This is a genomic window from Peterkaempfera podocarpi, assembly GCF_042466665.1.
Classification (GTDB): domain Bacteria; phylum Actinomycetota; class Actinomycetes; order Streptomycetales; family Streptomycetaceae; genus Peterkaempfera; species Peterkaempfera podocarpi.
On the sequence record NZ_CP162102.1, the window covers coordinates 1,820,955 to 1,837,295 of the forward strand.

At 72.7% G+C, this 16,341-nt stretch carries 16 protein-coding genes and 7 tRNA genes; 10 read left to right on the forward strand and 13 right to left on the reverse strand.

What is annotated here, in order from left to right; translation table 11 throughout:
• The first annotated feature begins 122 nt into the window (after positions 1-122).
• The gene (locus tag AB0761_RS08025; protein WP_377268280.1) at positions 123-1,769 is read left to right on the forward strand and encodes a hypothetical protein; all 1,647 of its coding nucleotides are present in this window, start codon (positions 123-125) and stop codon (positions 1,767-1,769) included.
• A 123-nt stretch (positions 1,770-1,892) separates the two neighbouring features.
• On the opposite strand, the gene AB0761_RS08030 is transcribed toward AB0761_RS08025, so the two are convergent.
• The 4 genes from AB0761_RS08030 to AB0761_RS08045 form a co-directional block, all read right to left on the reverse strand.
• Positions 1,893-2,453, reverse strand: a complete 561-nt coding sequence (locus AB0761_RS08030) for an HIT family protein (protein ID WP_377268281.1) — start codon at positions 2,451-2,453, stop codon at positions 1,893-1,895.
• Between the two features lie 55 nt (positions 2,454-2,508).
• The gene (thrS, locus tag AB0761_RS08035) at positions 2,509-4,491 is read right to left on the reverse strand and encodes a threonine--tRNA ligase (protein ID WP_377268282.1); all 1,983 of its coding nucleotides are present in this window, start codon (positions 4,489-4,491) and stop codon (positions 2,509-2,511) included.
• A gap of 69 nt (positions 4,492-4,560) precedes the next feature.
• Complete coding sequence (locus tag AB0761_RS08040) at positions 4,561-5,763, reverse strand: hypothetical protein (protein WP_377268283.1); 1,203 nt, start codon at positions 5,761-5,763, stop codon at positions 4,561-4,563.
• A gap of 49 nt (positions 5,764-5,812) precedes the next feature.
• Entirely contained in the window at positions 5,813-6,379 is a 567-nt protein-coding gene (locus AB0761_RS08045) for a DUF4365 domain-containing protein (RefSeq protein ID WP_377268284.1), read from the reverse strand.
• A gap of 180 nt (positions 6,380-6,559) precedes the next feature.
• Here AB0761_RS08045 and AB0761_RS08050 point away from each other — a divergent pair, with 180 nt between their 5' ends.
• Entirely contained in the window at positions 6,560-7,330 is a 771-nt protein-coding gene (locus tag AB0761_RS08050) for a 3'-5' exonuclease (RefSeq protein ID WP_377268285.1), read from the forward strand.
• A gap of 52 nt (positions 7,331-7,382) precedes the next feature.
• Here AB0761_RS08050 and AB0761_RS08055 read toward each other — a convergent pair.
• The 3 genes from AB0761_RS08055 to AB0761_RS08065 form a co-directional block, all read right to left on the reverse strand.
• A tRNA-Val gene (locus AB0761_RS08055) sits at positions 7,383-7,454 on the reverse strand.
• 183 nt (positions 7,455-7,637) lie between these two features.
• Positions 7,638-7,709, reverse strand: a tRNA-Val gene (locus AB0761_RS08060).
• A gap of 69 nt (positions 7,710-7,778) precedes the next feature.
• Positions 7,779-8,273, reverse strand: a complete 495-nt coding sequence (locus AB0761_RS08065; protein WP_377268286.1) for a TIGR02611 family protein — start codon at positions 8,271-8,273, stop codon at positions 7,779-7,781.
• Positions 8,274-8,479: 206 nt separating this feature from the next.
• Between AB0761_RS08065 and AB0761_RS08070 the strand changes: the two genes are divergently transcribed.
• Positions 8,480-8,893 (forward strand): SsgA family sporulation/cell division regulator, encoded by a 414-nt coding sequence (locus AB0761_RS08070; RefSeq protein ID WP_055586074.1) that lies wholly within the window; start codon positions 8,480-8,482, stop codon positions 8,891-8,893.
• A 293-nt stretch (positions 8,894-9,186) separates the two neighbouring features.
• Positions 9,187-9,783: a CGNR zinc finger domain-containing protein gene (locus tag AB0761_RS08075; protein WP_377268287.1), complete on the forward strand. Its 597-nt coding sequence runs from the start codon at positions 9,187-9,189 to the stop codon at positions 9,781-9,783.
• Between the two features lie 14 nt (positions 9,784-9,797).
• On the opposite strand, the gene AB0761_RS08080 is transcribed toward AB0761_RS08075, so the two are convergent.
• A complete protein-coding gene (locus AB0761_RS08080) occupies positions 9,798-10,331 on the reverse strand; it encodes a hypothetical protein (protein ID WP_377268288.1) in 534 nt (177 codons plus the stop codon).
• 63 nt (positions 10,332-10,394) lie between these two features.
• Here AB0761_RS08080 and AB0761_RS08085 point away from each other — a divergent pair, with 63 nt between their 5' ends.
• Entirely contained in the window at positions 10,395-10,895 is a 501-nt protein-coding gene (locus AB0761_RS08085) for a DsbA family protein (RefSeq protein WP_377268289.1), read from the forward strand.
• A gap of 12 nt (positions 10,896-10,907) precedes the next feature.
• Here the strand turns inward: AB0761_RS08085 and AB0761_RS08090 are convergent, their stop codons facing one another.
• The 3 genes from AB0761_RS08090 to AB0761_RS08100 form a co-directional block, all read right to left on the reverse strand.
• Positions 10,908-11,786 (reverse strand): GNAT family N-acetyltransferase, encoded by an 879-nt coding sequence (locus AB0761_RS08090; protein WP_377268290.1) that lies wholly within the window; start codon positions 11,784-11,786, stop codon positions 10,908-10,910.
• 112 nt (positions 11,787-11,898) lie between these two features.
• On the reverse strand, positions 11,899-12,720 hold the full coding sequence (locus AB0761_RS08095; protein WP_377268291.1) for an aminotransferase class IV: 822 nt from the start codon (positions 12,718-12,720) through the stop codon (positions 11,899-11,901).
• 13 nt (positions 12,721-12,733) lie between these two features.
• Entirely contained in the window at positions 12,734-13,759 is a 1,026-nt protein-coding gene (locus AB0761_RS08100) for a chorismate-binding protein (protein WP_377273967.1), read from the reverse strand.
• Between the two features lie 300 nt (positions 13,760-14,059).
• Between AB0761_RS08100 and AB0761_RS08105 the strand changes: the two genes are divergently transcribed.
• The 5 genes from AB0761_RS08105 to AB0761_RS08125 all read left to right on the forward strand — a co-directional run bounded on the left by AB0761_RS08105 (position 14,060) and on the right by AB0761_RS08125 (position 14,593).
• A tRNA-Gly gene (locus AB0761_RS08105) sits at positions 14,060-14,132 on the forward strand.
• Between the two features lie 28 nt (positions 14,133-14,160).
• A tRNA-Cys gene (locus tag AB0761_RS08110) sits at positions 14,161-14,234 on the forward strand.
• Positions 14,235-14,265: 31 nt separating this feature from the next.
• Positions 14,266-14,337 (forward strand) — tRNA-Val (locus AB0761_RS08115).
• Between the two features lie 72 nt (positions 14,338-14,409).
• Positions 14,410-14,481: transfer RNA gene (locus AB0761_RS08120), tRNA-Val, on the forward strand.
• 40 nt (positions 14,482-14,521) lie between these two features.
• A tRNA-Val gene (locus AB0761_RS08125) sits at positions 14,522-14,593 on the forward strand.
• Between the two features lie 104 nt (positions 14,594-14,697).
• Here the strand turns inward: AB0761_RS08125 and AB0761_RS08130 are convergent.
• Positions 14,698-15,015, reverse strand: coding sequence for a zf-TFIIB domain-containing protein (locus AB0761_RS08130; RefSeq protein WP_377273968.1), 318 nt, complete (start codon positions 15,013-15,015; stop codon positions 14,698-14,700).
• A gap of 69 nt (positions 15,016-15,084) precedes the next feature.
• On the reverse strand, positions 15,085-16,071 hold the full coding sequence (locus AB0761_RS08135; RefSeq protein ID WP_377268292.1) for a phosphotransferase family protein: 987 nt from the start codon (positions 16,069-16,071) through the stop codon (positions 15,085-15,087).
• Positions 16,072-16,341 lie beyond the last annotated feature (270 nt).

The following is a 16,341-nucleotide window of genomic DNA, read 5'->3' on the forward strand; positions in this document are numbered from 1 at the left end:
ACCGGGGAGAACCATCCAGACCGGGCGCCTCCGCGCGGGGGTGACACCGGATCAGTCGATGATCGGCGCGGCGCTGCACGGCGCGGTAGCCTGCCGCTGACAGGGGAGGAGGGGGAGGCGTTGTGACCACGCTCGACATGACGCCCGGGGCGCAGATACCCCGGTTCGACACCGGGCCCCAGACCGCGGTCACCCAGGCGCTGGCGTCCGCCGCCTATCGCGACGGGCCGCTGGAAGACCTGGTGAAGCTGCGGCCGGACGTCACGCCCAAGGCCCCGCGTTTCGCACTCTTCCGCGCCAACCTCGGCGAGGCCTTCACCGAGGCGGTCATCGCCCGGACCCTGGGCACCGGCCGCAAGCCGCTGGTGCCGTCCTTCGGCACCGATGCGCGGATGGTGGTGGAGCACTGCCTGGAGGCACAGGAGCTGCGCAACCAGCGTGACCGCACGCTGACCGTGGTGACCCTGCTGTCCGGTGTGCTCTTCCTGCCGGGCGCGCTGCTGTGGCTGCTCGCCTTCCAGCTGCGGGCCGTGCTCCGGAGGTCCGACGCCAAGCGCACCGACCTGGTGGGTGGGCTGGTGTTCTTCGTCCTCGCGGTGCTGGGCGCGCTCTTTGTGCTGCGGCCGCCGGCCGCCGGGCTGGCCGGCCTGTATCTGCGGGTGATGATGGTCGCGCCGGTGATCGGCTGGTACGTCGCCAAGCGGATCTGTCTGCGCAGCACCGAGCGGATGCGTGAGCGCTGGGCGGGGCTGGTGAACGGCAACGCCCTCGGGCCGATGCTGCCGAAGATCGTCCCCAAGGACGAGCGGGACTCCAAGGCGGTGGGGCTGCGCGGCCAGCTGGACCGGCTGGCGGGCGAGCAGGAGACCAATGTCCTGCACTACGCGGGGACCAAGGGCATCCTGGGCTTCGGCGGCCGATGGGGCGCCTGGCACCTCACCGGGCCGCTGGCCCCCCGTGAGGGCGTCGCGGACTTCCATGCCTTCCGCCCCTGGGACCTGGTCCGCCGGATCACCGAGCGGCTGGGGCAGCTGGAGCGCAGCGAGGTCTCCGACGGCGGCATGCCGCACCCCCAGCTGCACCAGTGGGCGGTGCGCCCGGTCGGCGAGAACGCGGACGAGATCTCCCGCCCCGACAACGCCGAGACCATGGACGGCCAGCGGATGCGGGACTTCGCCATGCAGAACCTCTGCAACGCGCAGAAGTTCGGTGACGAGCCGCGGCACTACCAGGGCACCCACTTCGTGCTCTGGAAGGGCCAGTTGGTGGTGTCGCTGCTGACCACCGTGACCGTGCTGCACAACTATCTGCGGGTCGAGGTGACGGGCCACGCGCTGGGCCCGGTTGCCGGGCTGTTCACCACCAAGCCGACGCCCAAGGAGTTCACCTACACCCGGCCCGGCAGGCCGTGGAAGGAGGAGACCGGCCACCACCCCGTGGTGGGGGTCGACGAGGTGGTGCGGCTGGCCGTGCGCGCCCCGCTGATGTGGACCCCGGTGGTGCGCGACTGGCTGGGCGGCCGGCTGAAGCTGCCCGAGCCCTTCGGTCTGCGTTCCGCCTGGGTGGACCGGATGTGGACGCACCGCTTCATGGCCGATGACGCGATCCGGGCCGCCACCCCCATCGTGCGGCAGATCCGCTCGGTGATCGACGAGTTCCTGGCCGAGCACGATGTGGACGTGGAGCACTTCGCCAAGGTGCACTCACTGCTCCCCGGCGCCGAGGCCGAGGGCGTCCGGCCCTTCAGGGCCGACGTCTACGACGCCTGAGCACCGACGCCTGAGCACCGACGCCTGAGCACCGCCTGCCCGAGCACCGCCTGCCCGAGCACCGACGACACTGCGGCCCGCCCCCAGCCATGGGGGCGGGCCGCGGTCGCACGGCTGGGTGGCTCAGTCCTGGGGCCAGGCGTCGGCAAGCATCTTGCGGGTGTCGGCGAGCAGCTGCGGCAGCACCTTGGTGTGGCCGACCACCGGCATGAAGTTGGTGTCCCCGCCCCAGCGCGGCACCACATGCTGGTGGAGGTGGGCGGCGATCCCCGCACCGGCCACCGAGCCCTGGTTCATGCCGATGTTGAAGCCGTGCGCCCCGGAGGCGACCCGCAGCGCGACCATGGCCCGCTTGGTGAGCAGCCCGAGTTCGGCGGTCTCGGCGTCGTCCAGCTCGGTGTAGTCGGCGACATGGCGGTAGGGGACCACCATCAGGTGGCCGCCGTTGTAGGGGTACAGGTTGAGCACCGCGTACACCTGGCTGCCGCGGGCCACCACCAGCCCGTCCTCGTCGCTCTTGGCGGGGATGCTGCAGAACGGGCAGCCGTCGTCCTCACCGGGCCCGGTCGGCTTGCCCTCACCCTTGATGTACGCCATACGGTGCGGGGTCCACAGACGCTGGAATCCGTCCGGCTCCCCGACCCCCTGCTGCAGCTCCGGCTCGCTCGTCATGCGGATCAGCATATGCGCCGCAGGGCGGCTCCCCGAAGGGAACCGCCCTGCTCCACGGACCACCGGGTCAGACCTGGACCCGCTCCCGCACGGCCTTGACGATCTCGGCCACGGCCTCGTCGACCGGCACACCGTTCTTCTGCTCGCCACTGCGGTAGCGGAAGGAGACGGCACCCGCCTCCACATCGTCGTTACCGGCCAGCAGCATGAAGGGGATCTTGGCCTTCTGGGCGTTCCTGATCTTCTTCTGCATACGGTCGTCCGAGGAGTCCACCTCGACCCGGACCCCCTCGGCGCGCAGCTTGGCCGCGACCTCCTGGAGGTAGGGGACGTGCTCGTCGGTGATCGGGATGCCGAGCACGGTGACCGGGGCCAGCCACGGCGGCATGGCGCCCGCGTAGTGCTCCAGCAGCACCGCGAAGAAGCGCTCGATGGAACCGAACAGGGCGCGGTGGATCATCACCGGCTGCTGACGGGAGCCGTCGGCGGCGGTGTACTCCAGACCGAAGCGCTCGGGCTGGTTGAAGTCGACCTGGATGGTGGACATCTGCCAGGACCGGCCGATGGCGTCGCGCACCTGCACCGAGATCTTCGGCCCGTAGAAGGCCGCGCCGCCCGGGTCGGGCACCAGCGGCAGACCCTGCTTGTCGGCGGCCTGCTGGAGGGCGGCGGTGGCCTCCTCCCACACCTGGTCGCTGCCGATGAACTTGTCGGACTCCGGGTCCCGGGTGGAGAGCTCCAGCTCGAAGTCGGAGAGGCCGTAGTCGCGCAGCAGGTCCAGCACAAAGGTGAGCAGCGAGTCCAGCTCGCCCGCCATCTGCTCCTTGGTGCAGTAGATGTGCGAGTCGTCCTGGGTGAAGCCGCGGGAGCGGGTCAGGCCGTGCACCACGCCGGACTTCTCGTAGCGGTAGACCGTGCCGAACTCGAAGAGCCGCAGCGGCAGTTCACGGTAGGAGCGGCCGCGGGCCTTGAAGATCAGGTTGTGCATGGGGCAGTTCATGGCCTTGAGGCGGTAGTTCTGCCCGTCGAACTCCAGGGGCGGGAACATGCCCTCCGCGTAGTTCGGCAGGTGCCCCGAGGTCTCGAAGAGGTGTTCCTTGGTGATGTGCGGGGTGTTGACGAACTCGTACCCGCTCTCCTCGTGCCGCCGGCGCGAGTACTGCTCCATCTCCTGGCGGACCACCCCGCCCTTGGGGTGGAAGACGGCGAGGCCGGGGCCCAGCTCGTCGGGGAAGGAGAAGAGGTCCAGCTCCACGCCGAGCTTGCGGTGGTCGCGCTTCTCCGCCTCGGCGAGGAAGTCGAGGTACGCCTTGAGCTCGTCCCTGGTCGGCCAGGCGGTGCCGTAGATCCGCTGGAGCTGCTTGTTCTTCTCACTGCCGCGCCAGTAGGCGGCGGCGGAGCGCATCAGCTTGAACGCCGGGATCAACCGGGTGGTGGGCAGGTGCGGACCGCGGCAGAGGTCCTTCCAGCACAGGTCGCCGGTCTTGGCGTCCAGGTTGTCGTAGATGGTGAGCTCGCCGGCGCCGACCTCGGCGGAGGCGCCGTCGGCAGCCTCGGCGGCCGACCCCTTGAGGCCGATCAGCTCCAGCTTGTACGGCTCGGCGGCCAGCTCCTCACGGGCGGCGTCATCGGTCACCGGGCGGCGGGAGAAGCGCTGCCCGCGCTTGACGATCTCCTGCATCTTCTTCTCGACGGCCTTGAGGTCGTCGGGGTGGAAGGGCTTCTCGACGTCGAAGTCGTAGTAGAAGCCGTCCTTGATCGGCGGACCGATGCCCAGCTTGGCCTCGGGGAAGATCTCCTGCACCGCCTGCGCCATGACGTGCGCGGTGGAGTGGCGCAGGATGGCCAGGCCGTCCTCGCTGGTGATGGCGACGGGCTCGACCTCGTCGCCGTCCCGGAGCTCGTACGCCAGGTCCTTGAGCACACCGGCGACCCGGGCGGCGACGATCGAGCGGTCGTCCGCGAACAGGTCGGCCGCGGTGGTGCCCGTGATCACCGCTCGCTCTTCCCGATCGGGTTCGCGGTTGATGATCACATGGACGTCCGACACCGGTCTCTCCTGACTCGCGGAAAACGTTCCTCGCAGCGTACGGGGCTGCGGGGACGATGGTACCGAGAATTACCGCCCGTCCTCGTCCGGGCGGTCCCGCAGCGCCTTGAACAACCGGTCCCGCTCGGCGTCGTCCAGCTCGCAGAGCGCGAGGTCGCGGGCCCGGGTCAGCCGCCGGAAGCCCCCCTTGCGCTCCAGCCGTCCGCTGAGCTGCAGCGGTACGCCCGCCAGATGCGCCTCGACCGCCGTACGGTACGCCTCCTCGCCGAGCCTGGTGCGAACCTCGGCCACCTCCGCCCCGGCCAGCACCCTCAGCCGCACCGAGCCCGCGCCGTCCGGTCGCGGCCGCCTCAGCCGCACCACGGCGGCCGTGATCCGCACCTCCACCGCCGGTTCGCTGTGCTCCAGCCGCTCGGCGGCCTCCCGCAGCGCCGGTAGGTCGCCGGGGGAGAACTCCACCGCCGGGCTGCGGTCGGCGAACCCGCGGGGGGCCCCGGCCGCCGGCGACCAGGAGAGGGTGATCCGGGCGCCCTCACTGCCGGTCACCAGCCGCTCGACCGATGCCACCAGCTCACGGCTGACCCCGGCCTGCACCGCGTTGTCGAAGGCGTCCGGGCGGCCGGTGGCACGGCGGTAGTCCACCGCGTCGCGCATCGCCTCCAGGGCCCGCACCAGCGTGGTGGTGGCCCCTCGGCCCTCCGGCGCCGGGGCGTACGCGGTGAGCCCGCCCTCCGCCCCGCCGGACCCCACCACCAGCACCTGCCGCAGAAAGGCGGCTGCCCGGGCGTCCAGCCGGGCCCCGAAGTAGGCCGCTCTGCTCTGCCCCGCCTTGGCCGCGGCCCGCAGCATCTCGGCGGCGGCACCCCGCAGGGTGTCCCCCGCCTCCCAGGGCAGCGCGGCCTCCCAGGGCACCGGGCCGCCAGCGCCCGGCACCTCCCTGACCCAGCGCACCTCGTCACCGGGGACGCTGAGCGCCAGCAGCACCGTACGGGCCGACGGCAGCCCGCAGCGGGCCAGTGCGGCGACCGCCTCGGCCATCAGGTCGGCGGCGTCGTCGAAACTGCTCCCCGCCGGGACCAGCAGGCTGAGCCCGGCCGCCGCGCCGCCGCCGGGCGGCGTCCAGCGCCCGTAGCGGCCCGCCGGGCCGCCGCGCCGCACCCAGCCGTGCCGGGCCAGCAGGGCGCCCAGCACCTCGGGGTCGACCCCGGAGGGATCGGGCAGCGCCGGATCGCCGCGGTCCCTGCCGTCGATGTCACGCCGTATCGCTGTCACACCGCGCCTCCCGCCGCCGTGGCCGCCAACCCACCGAGGTGATACCCCGTCATGGGCTTCCGCCCGCCCCGACGCGCGCCATGATGTCGCACAGCGCGCGGTCGTCGAAGATCCGCGCCGTGGGGATGCGCACATTGGTGCGGCGCCGCCCGGTGACCGGATGCCCCGCCAGATTGACCCAGTAGCAGCAGTGCCGCAGCTCCAGCCGGTCCGGACGGGCCAGCAGCCAGTCGTCCATCGCACTGGGCAGCAGCATCACCACCAGGATCTTGGGCACCGCCACCTGCTGCCTGGCCAGTTTGCGCAGATGGTCGTTGTCCAGGGTGAAGCTGAAGAACGGCCCCGGCGGACAGGGCGCGGTCTGCTGGGTGGCCTTGAGCTGCACCTTGACGGTGACCTCGTCGTCGACGGCATGCGCGGCCGAGCCATGGCTGAGATGCCAGTCGATGCCGTTGTCCGGGAAGGGCTGGGACAGCGAGCACCCCGCCGCCGCCGCGACCGCGTGCAGATACGCCACCTGAAGGGTCTCCATACAGGCGGTGGTCGCCAGATCTCCCCGCAGTGGTGCGGCCCTGACGGTCGGCGACCCGCCGGGCTCGGGCTGTGTGAGGGCCATTGCCGTGTCTTCCCCGTGTCCCCGCGACGGCCCGCACCCCCGCGTCGGACGGGCCGTCACCATTGGTGATCCCCCGCGACAGAGCGTTGAAACTTGCAGGTCGGAGCAGGTTGCAAGGGGCGCCGGCACGGGTATGAACCCGCCAGTAGGTAGTGCAGCAGGGGGAAGTGAGGGACCGTCATGGAGCGCTGGTACGAGGGGCCCCTCGCCGCCTTCGACACCGAGACCACCGGCGTGGACGTGGAGAACGACCGGATCGTCTCCGCGGCACTGGTGCTCCAGCCCGCCCGGGGCGTGCCGGTGCAGACCTTCACCTGGCTCGCCGACCCCGGCATCCCGATCCCCGAGGGCGCCCGTGCGGTGCACGGGATCACCGACGAGCAGGTGCGCGAGCACGGCCGCCCGCCGCGCACCGTGGTGGAGGAGCTGGCCAGGGCGCTGTCCGAGCGGGCCCGGGCGGGGGTGCCGCTGGTGGTGATGAACGCCCCGTACGATCTGACGCTGCTGGACCGGGAGCTCAAGCGGCACCGCGGCCGGGCACTGGGCGACTATCTGGCGGACGCCCCGCTGCTGGTGCTGGACCCGCGGGTGCTGGACAAGCACGTCGACCGCTACCGCAAGGGGCGGCGGACGCTCACCGATCTCTGCACCCACTACGGGGTGACCCTGGGTGCCGCGCACGACGCCTCGGCCGATGCGCTGGCCTCACTGCAACTGGTGCGGGAGCTCGGGCGCAAGCACCCGGGCACACTGGGCGCCCTCTCCCCCTCCGAGCTGCATCTGCGGCAGGCCGTCTGGCATGCGGCGCAGGCCCGCGGCCTGCAGGCCTGGTTCGAGCGGTCCGGCACTCCCGAGCAGGTGGACACCGCCTGGCCGCTCCGCCCGGAGCGCTGTGTGTGCGGCCGCCGGCTGCTGCCGGGCCGCGAGCACCGCTGCGAGGCGGTCGCCTGACGGAACGGCGAAGGCCCCGACCGGATGGATCCGGTCGGGGCCTTCTACCCGGTGGGCGATACTGGGATCGAACCAGTGACCTCTTCGGTGTGAACGAAGCGCTCTCCCGCTGAGCTAATCGCCCGGGCACAGGAAGAACATTAGCACTACCCCGCGGCCCCCTCGCAACGCCGTACCAGGTGATCCACCGTCAGGGTCGCCCGGAGCGCGGGGCACCGCGCCGGGCGGCGCACCGCGGACATTCGCGGTCCATTGTTACGACAATGCGGAAAAACCCGGCCGGAAATCCGGCCGGGTTTATTCCCGGTGGGCGATACTGGGATCGAACCAGTGACCTCTTCGGTGTGAACGAAGCGCTCTCCCGCTGAGCTAATCGCCCGGGCGCAGAGAAAACATTACCGCATCCCACGGGGTGGTCGTGACCGCCCGCCGTCCGGCCCGGCCGCGCTCACCACGGCAGCGACCAGCCCCGACTCCGCACGTACAGCACCACTCCGATGGCAATCAACACCAGCACCACCCCCAGGATCGCCAGGTTCCGGCGTCGCACCGAGGGATCGACGGCCCGCCGGGCGTACTCGGTGAGCTTGGCCTTGGTCCAGCGCATCAGCCGCTGGGCCCAGGCGAACTCACTGGCGAGGATCGCCAGCCCGGCGAAGATGATCGCCCAGCCGGGGCCGGGCAGCGGCAGCAGCAGGATTCCGGCGACGATCACTCCGGTGCCCACCACCGCGACCCCGATCCGCCAGGTCGTGTGCAGCGCCCTGGAACGGCGGACGAACGCGGGGGCCCTGGATCCGAACCGGCGGCGGTCCGCCCCGCCGGCCGCCCCCGGCGGCTCGGCCCGGGTCGCACCACCGGCCCGGCCCGGTGCCCGGCCGGGCACCGCGGCGGGCTCGGGAGGGGCCTCGCCGATGCTCTTGTCGTTCCTGTGCGGCGCCATGTTCGAAAACCTACCCGAGTGATTCACGACACCGCGTGCCGAAGACTCACCGGAACGGCCCAGCGGCGATTCCGCGATGCGCCGGAAGGGGTACGAAGCGGCCCCTAATCGGGACAGAGGGGTTTACACCGGTCGCCATGGTGGGATGGTCCGTTCGCCGACGTGCGATTCCCCGAGCGCACACTGAGCGAAAGGCCCTGGCGCTTATGAACACCACGGTCAGCTGCGAGCTGCACCTGCGCCTCATCGTGTCGAGCGACTCCTCGCTGCCCGTCCCCGCGGGCCTGCGCTACGACACGGCCGACCCCTATGCCGTGCACGCCACGTTCCACACCGGAGCCGACGAGACCGTGGAGTGGGTGTTCGCCCGCGACCTCCTGGCGGAGGGGCTGCACCGGCCGACCGGTACCGGCGACGTACGCGTGTGGCCCTCCCGCAGTCATGGGCAGGGCGTCGTCTGCATCGCCCTGAGTTCCCCGGAAGGAGAAGCGCTCCTCGAAGCACCGGCGCGCGCGCTGGAGTCATTCCTCAAGCGCACCGACGCGGCGGTGCCGCCCGGCACCGAGCACCGTCACTTCGATCTGGACCGGGAGCTGTCCCACATCCTGGCGGAGAGCTGACCGCCGGAACGGGGCGCACCGCCGTCCGGTGCCGCACCGGCCGTCCTACTCGGGGGCACGGCCGAACCGGCACCTCGTACACCCGTCCGCACCATCGGCGCGGCCGGGGCAGTGCAAGACCGTCAGCCGATGTGGTCGCCGCCGTGCCCGGGCACGGCGGCGACCTCGTCGTAGCGGCGCGGCGCACCGCCCGCAGCGGGGCGCCCTACGGGTAGAGTCGCGGAGACCGACGCGGGCGGCCACGCCCCGCCGCCACCCGGGCCGGGCCCGGACGCCGGGCGAGGAGTCTCGACGTGCTGATCACCCATGACACCGAGTGCGCCCTGGGCATGCTCGTGGACCTCCTCAACACCGCACCAGAAGCGTGCGGTCAGGAGGAGCTGCCCGATCTGCCGGCATTGCGGGACTACGTCGTCCGGCAGGAGATCAGCGACGTCGGCACCCTCGACCAGGCCGACCTGGACGCGGTGCACGCACTGCGGGACCGCCTCCGGTCCGTCTTCGCCGCCCCCTCCACCCAGGCCGCGGCAGACCTGGTGAACGCCCTGGTCGCCGCCGCCGGCACCACTCCCCGGCTGACCGACCACGACGGCCACGACTGGCACATGCACTACTTCGCACCCGGCGCTGCGCTGGCCGACCACATCGCGGCCGAGGGCGGGATGGCCCTGGGCTTCATCCTGGTCGCCGACGAGCGGGAGCGGCTGCGGCAGTGCGAGGCACCTGACTGCGCCCGGGTCTTCGTGGACCTCTCCCGCAACCGGTCGCGCCGCTACTGCGACAGCCGGACCTGCGGCAACCGGCTCCATGTCGCGGCCTACCGGGCACGCCAGCGCTCCGCGGCGGACGCTCCGGTACCCGTTGCGGCGCCCGCGGGCGCCGGGCGCTGACCGCACGGACGCGGTCAGATCCCCCGGCGGCGGAGGATCTCCTCGATCTCCGAGAAGTCGCCCAGGTCGTCGCCGCCGGTCCCGCCCCGCGCCCCGGGCTTGGGCTTCGGCGCAGCGGCGGGCCCGGGCCCACCGGCGGCGGGCGCCGGACGGCCGCCGAGGGCCGGGGCGTCGATGCCCGCGGCCGGTGCCACGGGGGGCTGCGGGGCCCGTACATCCACCGCACGCGAGGGCTGCGCTGCGGCGGCCGGACGGCCCGCACGCCGCCGGGCGGCGATCCTGGCCGCGGCGAAGAGCACCAGGGACAGCGCCAGCAGCCCCAGACCGGTCCACACCCGGGGATCCAGCACCAGAGCGGTCGCCCAGTCCGCCAGCGCATGCCCGATCCGCTGCACGGCCGGCACCAGCCCTGCCAGGTACGCCCCGGCGGGCAGCAGCGCCGCGGCCGTCCAGCGGGTCGCCGCCACAAACCGCCGGCGCAGCACCGTCAGCAGCGCGATCACCAGCCCTGCCGCGGTCAGCGCGTAGCACACCACCTCGCTCGTCACACCCCCATCGTGCCCATCCGGCCGAACGGCAATCGCCGACCGGGGTGATGGGAGACTTGGAGCATGACCGACGGTTCCCTCCCCCGCCTTGAATGGTGGTGCGAGCTGCAGTGCCCGGACTGCCGCACCTCCCTGGACGACCTCCGCGCGCTGCGCGCCGCCTACGGCGACGCGCTCACCGTGGAGCTGCGCCACTTCCCACTGGAGAAGCACAAGCACTCCTTCGCCGCGGCCCAGGCCGCCGAGGAGGCGTTCGCCCAGGGCCGCGGCTGGCCCTTTGTCGAGGCGGTGCTGGAGCGGGTCGAGGAGCTGGACCGGCGCGGTACGGAGCTGCTGCTGGAGGTGGCCGGGGAGCTGGGCCTGGACGCCGAGGAGATGGACACCGCGCTGGTCGACGGCCGGCACACCCTGGTGGTGGACGCCGACCACGCGGAGGGCCGCGCCATCGGTGTGACCGGCACGCCGACCTATGTGGTCGCGGGTGAGCGGCTGGACGGCGGCAAGAGCCAGCAGGGGCTGCGCGAGCGGATCACCGCCGTGCTGGACCGGCACCGCGCCGGCTGATCCCCCCGCCGGTCAGAGCAGCGGCTTGCCGAGCCTTCGCCGGGTGATCCGGTAGCCGAGCGAGCTGTACAGGCCGATGGCCACCGCATTGTCCGCGAAGACATTGAGCCCCAGGTGGTGCACGCCCTCCGCCAGGCACTCCCGCTCGGCCAGCAGCATCAGCGCGCGGCCGTGGCCGCGGCCGCGTGCCTGCTCGGCGACCTCCACGCCGAACACCCAGGCCAGATCCTCGCCATCGGGCAGCGTATGGCCGCGCAGCTGCACCCAGATGCCGCCCAGTGGTTCGGCGTCCGCCGGCTGCTCCGGCACCAGACGCCGGAGGACCGTGTCCCGGGTGTGCGGCCCGTCGGGCAGCAGCATCCGGTGGTCCGCCGCGGACTTGGCGCGGGCCTGCTCCTCGCTGAGTCCCGAGGCGAGCAGGTCCTGGGCGTAGCCCTGCTCCGCGGCCGCGGACCACTCCGGGAACTCCGCCTCGCCGATGCGCCGTGCCCGGAGCCCGGCCGGGAGTGCGGGCGGCTCCGCGACGAGGTGCTTGACCATGTTGCGGGTCCGCTCCCGGTAGCCGAGGGCCAGCATCAGTCGCAGCGCCTCGGGGCACTCCTCGGGGACGTCGACATCGACCCGGGCGCAGCCCCAGCCGCGCAGCACCTCCTCGGCGGCCAGCACCGCCACGGTGCCGCGGCCGCGTCTGCGGCCCTCGGTGATCTCCAGCTCGGCGATGCCGCCCTGGGGAAGCTGCGGCCTGCCGTCGGCCCGGGTGCCGGCCGGTACCTGGGCGGTGACACGCACCCCGCCGACCGGCCGGCTGTTGGCGCAGACGCTGTAGCGGCGGGTGCGGCCGCCGTGCGGCAGCGCCTCCTCGGGGCCGTCGGGGCGCAGTGTGGTGGTCATGGGGTGGGTACCGCCTCTCCTGGATGGCCGGCCGGTGTCCCCGGGCCGCCGCATGTGCCGTGCGGCGGCCCGGGAGAGGCTAGCCGGACCGGGGGCAGCGCGGCCACGCCTTTCAGCGCGGGTCGGGGTCGGCGGCGCTGCGCTCGGCGAAGACCGCCATGGCCTTGGCGGTGACCGGGCCGGGCGCGCCGGGGAGCGGGCGGCCGTCGATCCGGTCCACCGCCTGGACGTCGCGCAGGCTGGAGGTCAGAAAGACCTCGTCGGAGTCCTGGAGCGCCGAGAACGGCAGGTCCGTCTCCTCCGCGTCCAGCCAGTCGGCGACCAGGGCGCGGGTGATGCCGGCGAGGCAGCCGGAGTCGAGCGGCGGGGTGAGCAGCCGGCCGCCCCGGACCACGAAGACATTGGAACCGGTGCCCTCGCAGAGACGGCCCACGGTGTTGCCGAAGAGCGCCTCGGAGGCGCCACGGCTGTGCGCATGGGCGAGTGCGACCACGTTCTCCGCGTAGGAGGTGGACTTCAGGCCGGAGATGGCGCTGCGCTCATTGCGGGTCCACTCCACGGTGACCACCGCGGTGGTGTCCGGCCGGCGGGTGGCCGCGCCCGCCGCGACGACCAGGGTGACGGGTGCGTCACCGCGGTCCGAGCCCAGCGGGGAGAGACCTCCGGTGCAGGTGATGCGGAGACGGCCGAACGGCAGCGGGTTGGCCCGCAGTACCTGGGCGCAGGCGTCTCTGACCAGGTCCTGGTCGATCTCGGGCAGGCCGAGGCCGGCCGCGGAGCGGGCCAGTCGTTCGAGGTGCCGGGTGAGGGCGAAGGCGCCGCCGTCGACGACCTTGAGGGTCTCGAACACGCCGTCGCCCACGGTGAGTCCGTGGTCCAGCACGGAGACGGCGGCGTCCCCCGCATCCACCAGGGAATCGTTGACCCAGATCATGGACTTGCTCCTTCTATCGCTCGTTCTCCTCCTCGTCCGACGCTACCGCCAGCAGCCGGGAGGCCTTCAGCTCGGTCTCGGCCCACTCCCCCTCCGGGTCCGAGCCCCAGGTGATGCCGGCGCCGGTGCCGAAGCGGACGACGGGGGCCGCGGGATCGGCGCGGTCGACCCAGAAGGTGCGGATCCCCACCGCGAGTTCGGCCTCCCCGCGGTCGGCGTCGACCCAGCCGACGGCGCCGCAGTAGGGGCCGCGGGGGGCGGTCTCCAGTTCCTCGATGATGCGCAGCGCACTGGACTTGGGCGCGCCGGTGACGGAACCGGGCGGGAAGGTGGCAGCGAGTAGTTCGGGCCAGCCGGCGCCGGGACGCAGGGTGCCCTGGACGGTGGAGACCAGGTGGACCAGCCCGGGGTGCTTCTCCACCGCGCAGAGGTCGGGCACCGTGACACTGCCGGTGGCGCTGACCTGTCCCAGGTCGTTGCGGACCAGGTCGACGATCATCACATTCTCGGCGTGGTCCTTCGGCTGGAGGTCCGCCTCCGTACGCCCGGTGCCCTTGATGGGCCCGGAGAGCACGGTGCGTCCCTGGCGGCGCAGATAGAGCTCGGGGGACGCGGTGGCCACCTCGACGCCGTGCGCGGGCAGCCGGACGGTGCCCGCGTGCGGGGCCGGGTTGCCCCGGGCGAGGCGGCCGGTGAGGGCGTCCACATCGGCGCGGGCCGGGTCGGGCAGCGGTGCGGTCAGCACCCGGCAGAGGTTGGCCTGGTAGACCTCGCCGGTGGCGATGCGCTCGCGGATGCGCCGTACCCCTGCCTTGTAGGCGGCGCGGTCCAGGGAGCTGCGCCACGCGGTACGGGCGGGGCCGTGCCAGCCGCTGCCGGACGGCGGGGCGGGGGCGGGCTCCACCCGGTCGAAGCGGGCGCAGGTGATCCGGCCTTCGAACTCCGCGACCACGGCCCAGAATCCGGCCGAGTCCAGGGCTGCCGGGTCATGGGTCACCTCGCGCAGACCAGTCGCGATCCGGCCGCCGAAGCGCGCCATGGGCGGCAGTTCGGGCTCGGCGGTGCGGCGGTGGGTGGTGCCGGACACGGTGCTCCTCGTACAGGTGGTTCTGCGCGGCGGTGTCGCGTGGGGTCTGCGGAAGTGTAGGTCGCCGCGGCTGTTCGGGCCGTGGTCACCGGGGCTGCTGATGGCGGTGGGGACGTTGATGTCTGTTCGCCTGAGCTGCACTCCCGCGCCACGCTGCGGATACGGAATTTGAGCTGGGCGGGGAATCCGCTAAAGTTCATGACGTCGCCGGGACGCGGAGCCGCAAGGAGCGGGGAAGCCACCGGAGATCATGCGGACGTGGCTCAGTTGGTAGAGCATCACCTTGCCAAGGTGAGGGTCGCGAGTTCGAATCTCGTCGTCCGCTCGGAGAAGGGTCTTGCGACCCTTCACTCGGTGGAGTGGCCGAGAGGCGAGGCAACGGCCTGCAAAGCCGTCTACACGGGTTCAAATCCCGTCTCCACCTCCAAGAGGTTTCCCGGTCCGCCGGGCGGCCTCCAGGGCGATTAGCTCAGCGGGAGAGCACTACCTTGACACGGTAGGGGTCACTGGTTCGATCCCAGTATCGCCCACCGGGTCCTCCGGGATCCGGTGGTCATGCCTTGCGCATGCACCACCCTCGGCGGCCGTTCCCACGGCCTCCAGGACGATTAGCTCAGCGGGAGAGCACTACCTTGACACGGTAGGGGTCACTGGTTCAATCCCAGTATCGTCCACTCTGCAGGACCGTACGACCGCACTCGCTGCGGGCGTCACGGGCGATTAGCTCAGCGGGAGAGCACTACCTTGACACGGTAGGGGTCACTGGTTCGATCCCAGTATCGCCCACATCGAGGCAGCATCCGAGGCCGCCGTCCCTCCGGGGACGGCGGCCTTCGCCGTGTTGTGGCGGAGCCGGTGTTCCGGGCCGGAGCCCGGAACATGACGGCACATCAGGACGAGAAGAGCATCCTCGCGAAGCTGTGGTGGCCGCCGTGGTGACCGCCGTGGCCGTGGTGACCGTAGTCGTGGTGGCCGCCGTGCTGCGGGGCGCCCCAGGCGGGCGTGGAGTGGCCGTAGCCGGCCGGCGGGGCGGGCGGCATCGGCGCCGGCGGGGGCACCGGCTGCGACCAGCGGGCCTCCATCTGGGTCAGCGACTCCAGCTCTCCGTAGTCAAGGAAGACACCCCGGCAGTTGTCACACTGCTCGATGTGCACTCCGTGCCGGTCGTAGGTACGCATGGTGCCGTGGCACTTGGGACACTGGTACATCTCGTCCATCCCCTCCTTGTTCGCTCGGCCGCCCGACCTGTGTCGTCCGGCGGCCGGTTGCCACCCTACTCATCGGCCGCCCTGCCCCGCCGCACCGATCCTGGCGCAGGCAGCGACCATCGTCTGCTCGACCTCGTCCGGCGGCCGGCCCTCCCGTGCCGCCCGCACCAGCCCCAGCGCCGCCAGCTGCACCACCAGGGCCCTGGCCGGGACCTCCAGCACCGTCCAGGGGTCGGCCCCGGCCTCCTGCGGCAGGGCACAGCCGCCCGCCGCCCGGTAGCCGCCCAGGAACGCCTGCCAGGTTTCCAGGGGCAGCAGCCCGGCTGCGTACCAGGCCGCGGGGCGGGCCAGGTCCCAGGCGGGGTCACCGGTGCCCAGGTCGTCCACGTCGATCAGCCGCCAGCCTGCGTACCGGTCCCCCGCCGTGGCGGGGAGGCGGACCAGCTGGCCGAGATGGAGGTCACCGTGGACCAGTCGGCCCGGGCCACGCTCCGGGAGCGGGGCCGGTGCGGCGCCGCGGGCCCAGGGCGGCAGGGTCGCCGCCGCGGCCCGGACATGGGCCGCCTCCTCTGTCGTACCGGCGGCCCCCGGCACCCCGGAGAGCCGCCGCAGCGCGGCCGCCACCTTGGCCGGGCCGCCCATCGGGGGCAGGCCCGGCAGGGCCGGGGTCGCATGCAGCCGGGCGGCCAGCGCCCCGGCCTGCTCCCAGGGCGCCCGCTCCGGCGCCCGCGGATCGACCGGCTCGCCGGCCGGCCAGCCGGTGATCAGCATGCCGTCCACCTCCAGCAGCAGTCGGCCGGTGCCCTCCACCCGGTGCGGCGCCAGCAGCTCCGGCTGCGGCCCCGCGGCCGTCTGCAACCGCAGCTCCAGGGCCTTGCGGTCGGTTCCCGGCGCGTGCGCCTTGAGCACGGTGCCGCCCAGCCGCAGCACGGTGCCGTCCGGCCGGTCCGCAAGGACGACGGGGAGCGCGTCCCGGTCTGCGGACGGCAGCAGGGCCCGGCCGGCCTCGGGGAGGAGGCCGGCCTGCCGGCTACTGGTGCGGAGTGCGTCGTCCATGGGCGAGAGTGAAGCACGGCGGGCAGGCGGCACACCGCGGTGGCGGCCGCATCCGGATGCCCTCACCGACATCCGGACGCGGCGCCATCGCTTGGCCGGGACGGTACGCGCCGCTTCGCCCGTCCGCGTGTCCCACGCGAACGCGTACCGCACCCCCGGCCGACGCCGCTCCCTAACCCCGGGGAACGGCGCCCGATCATCGTGGCGGCGGACTGCGCCCGGACCACCGTGCGGTGCCGGGCGCCGAACGCCGACGGGAGCAGCAGCCGC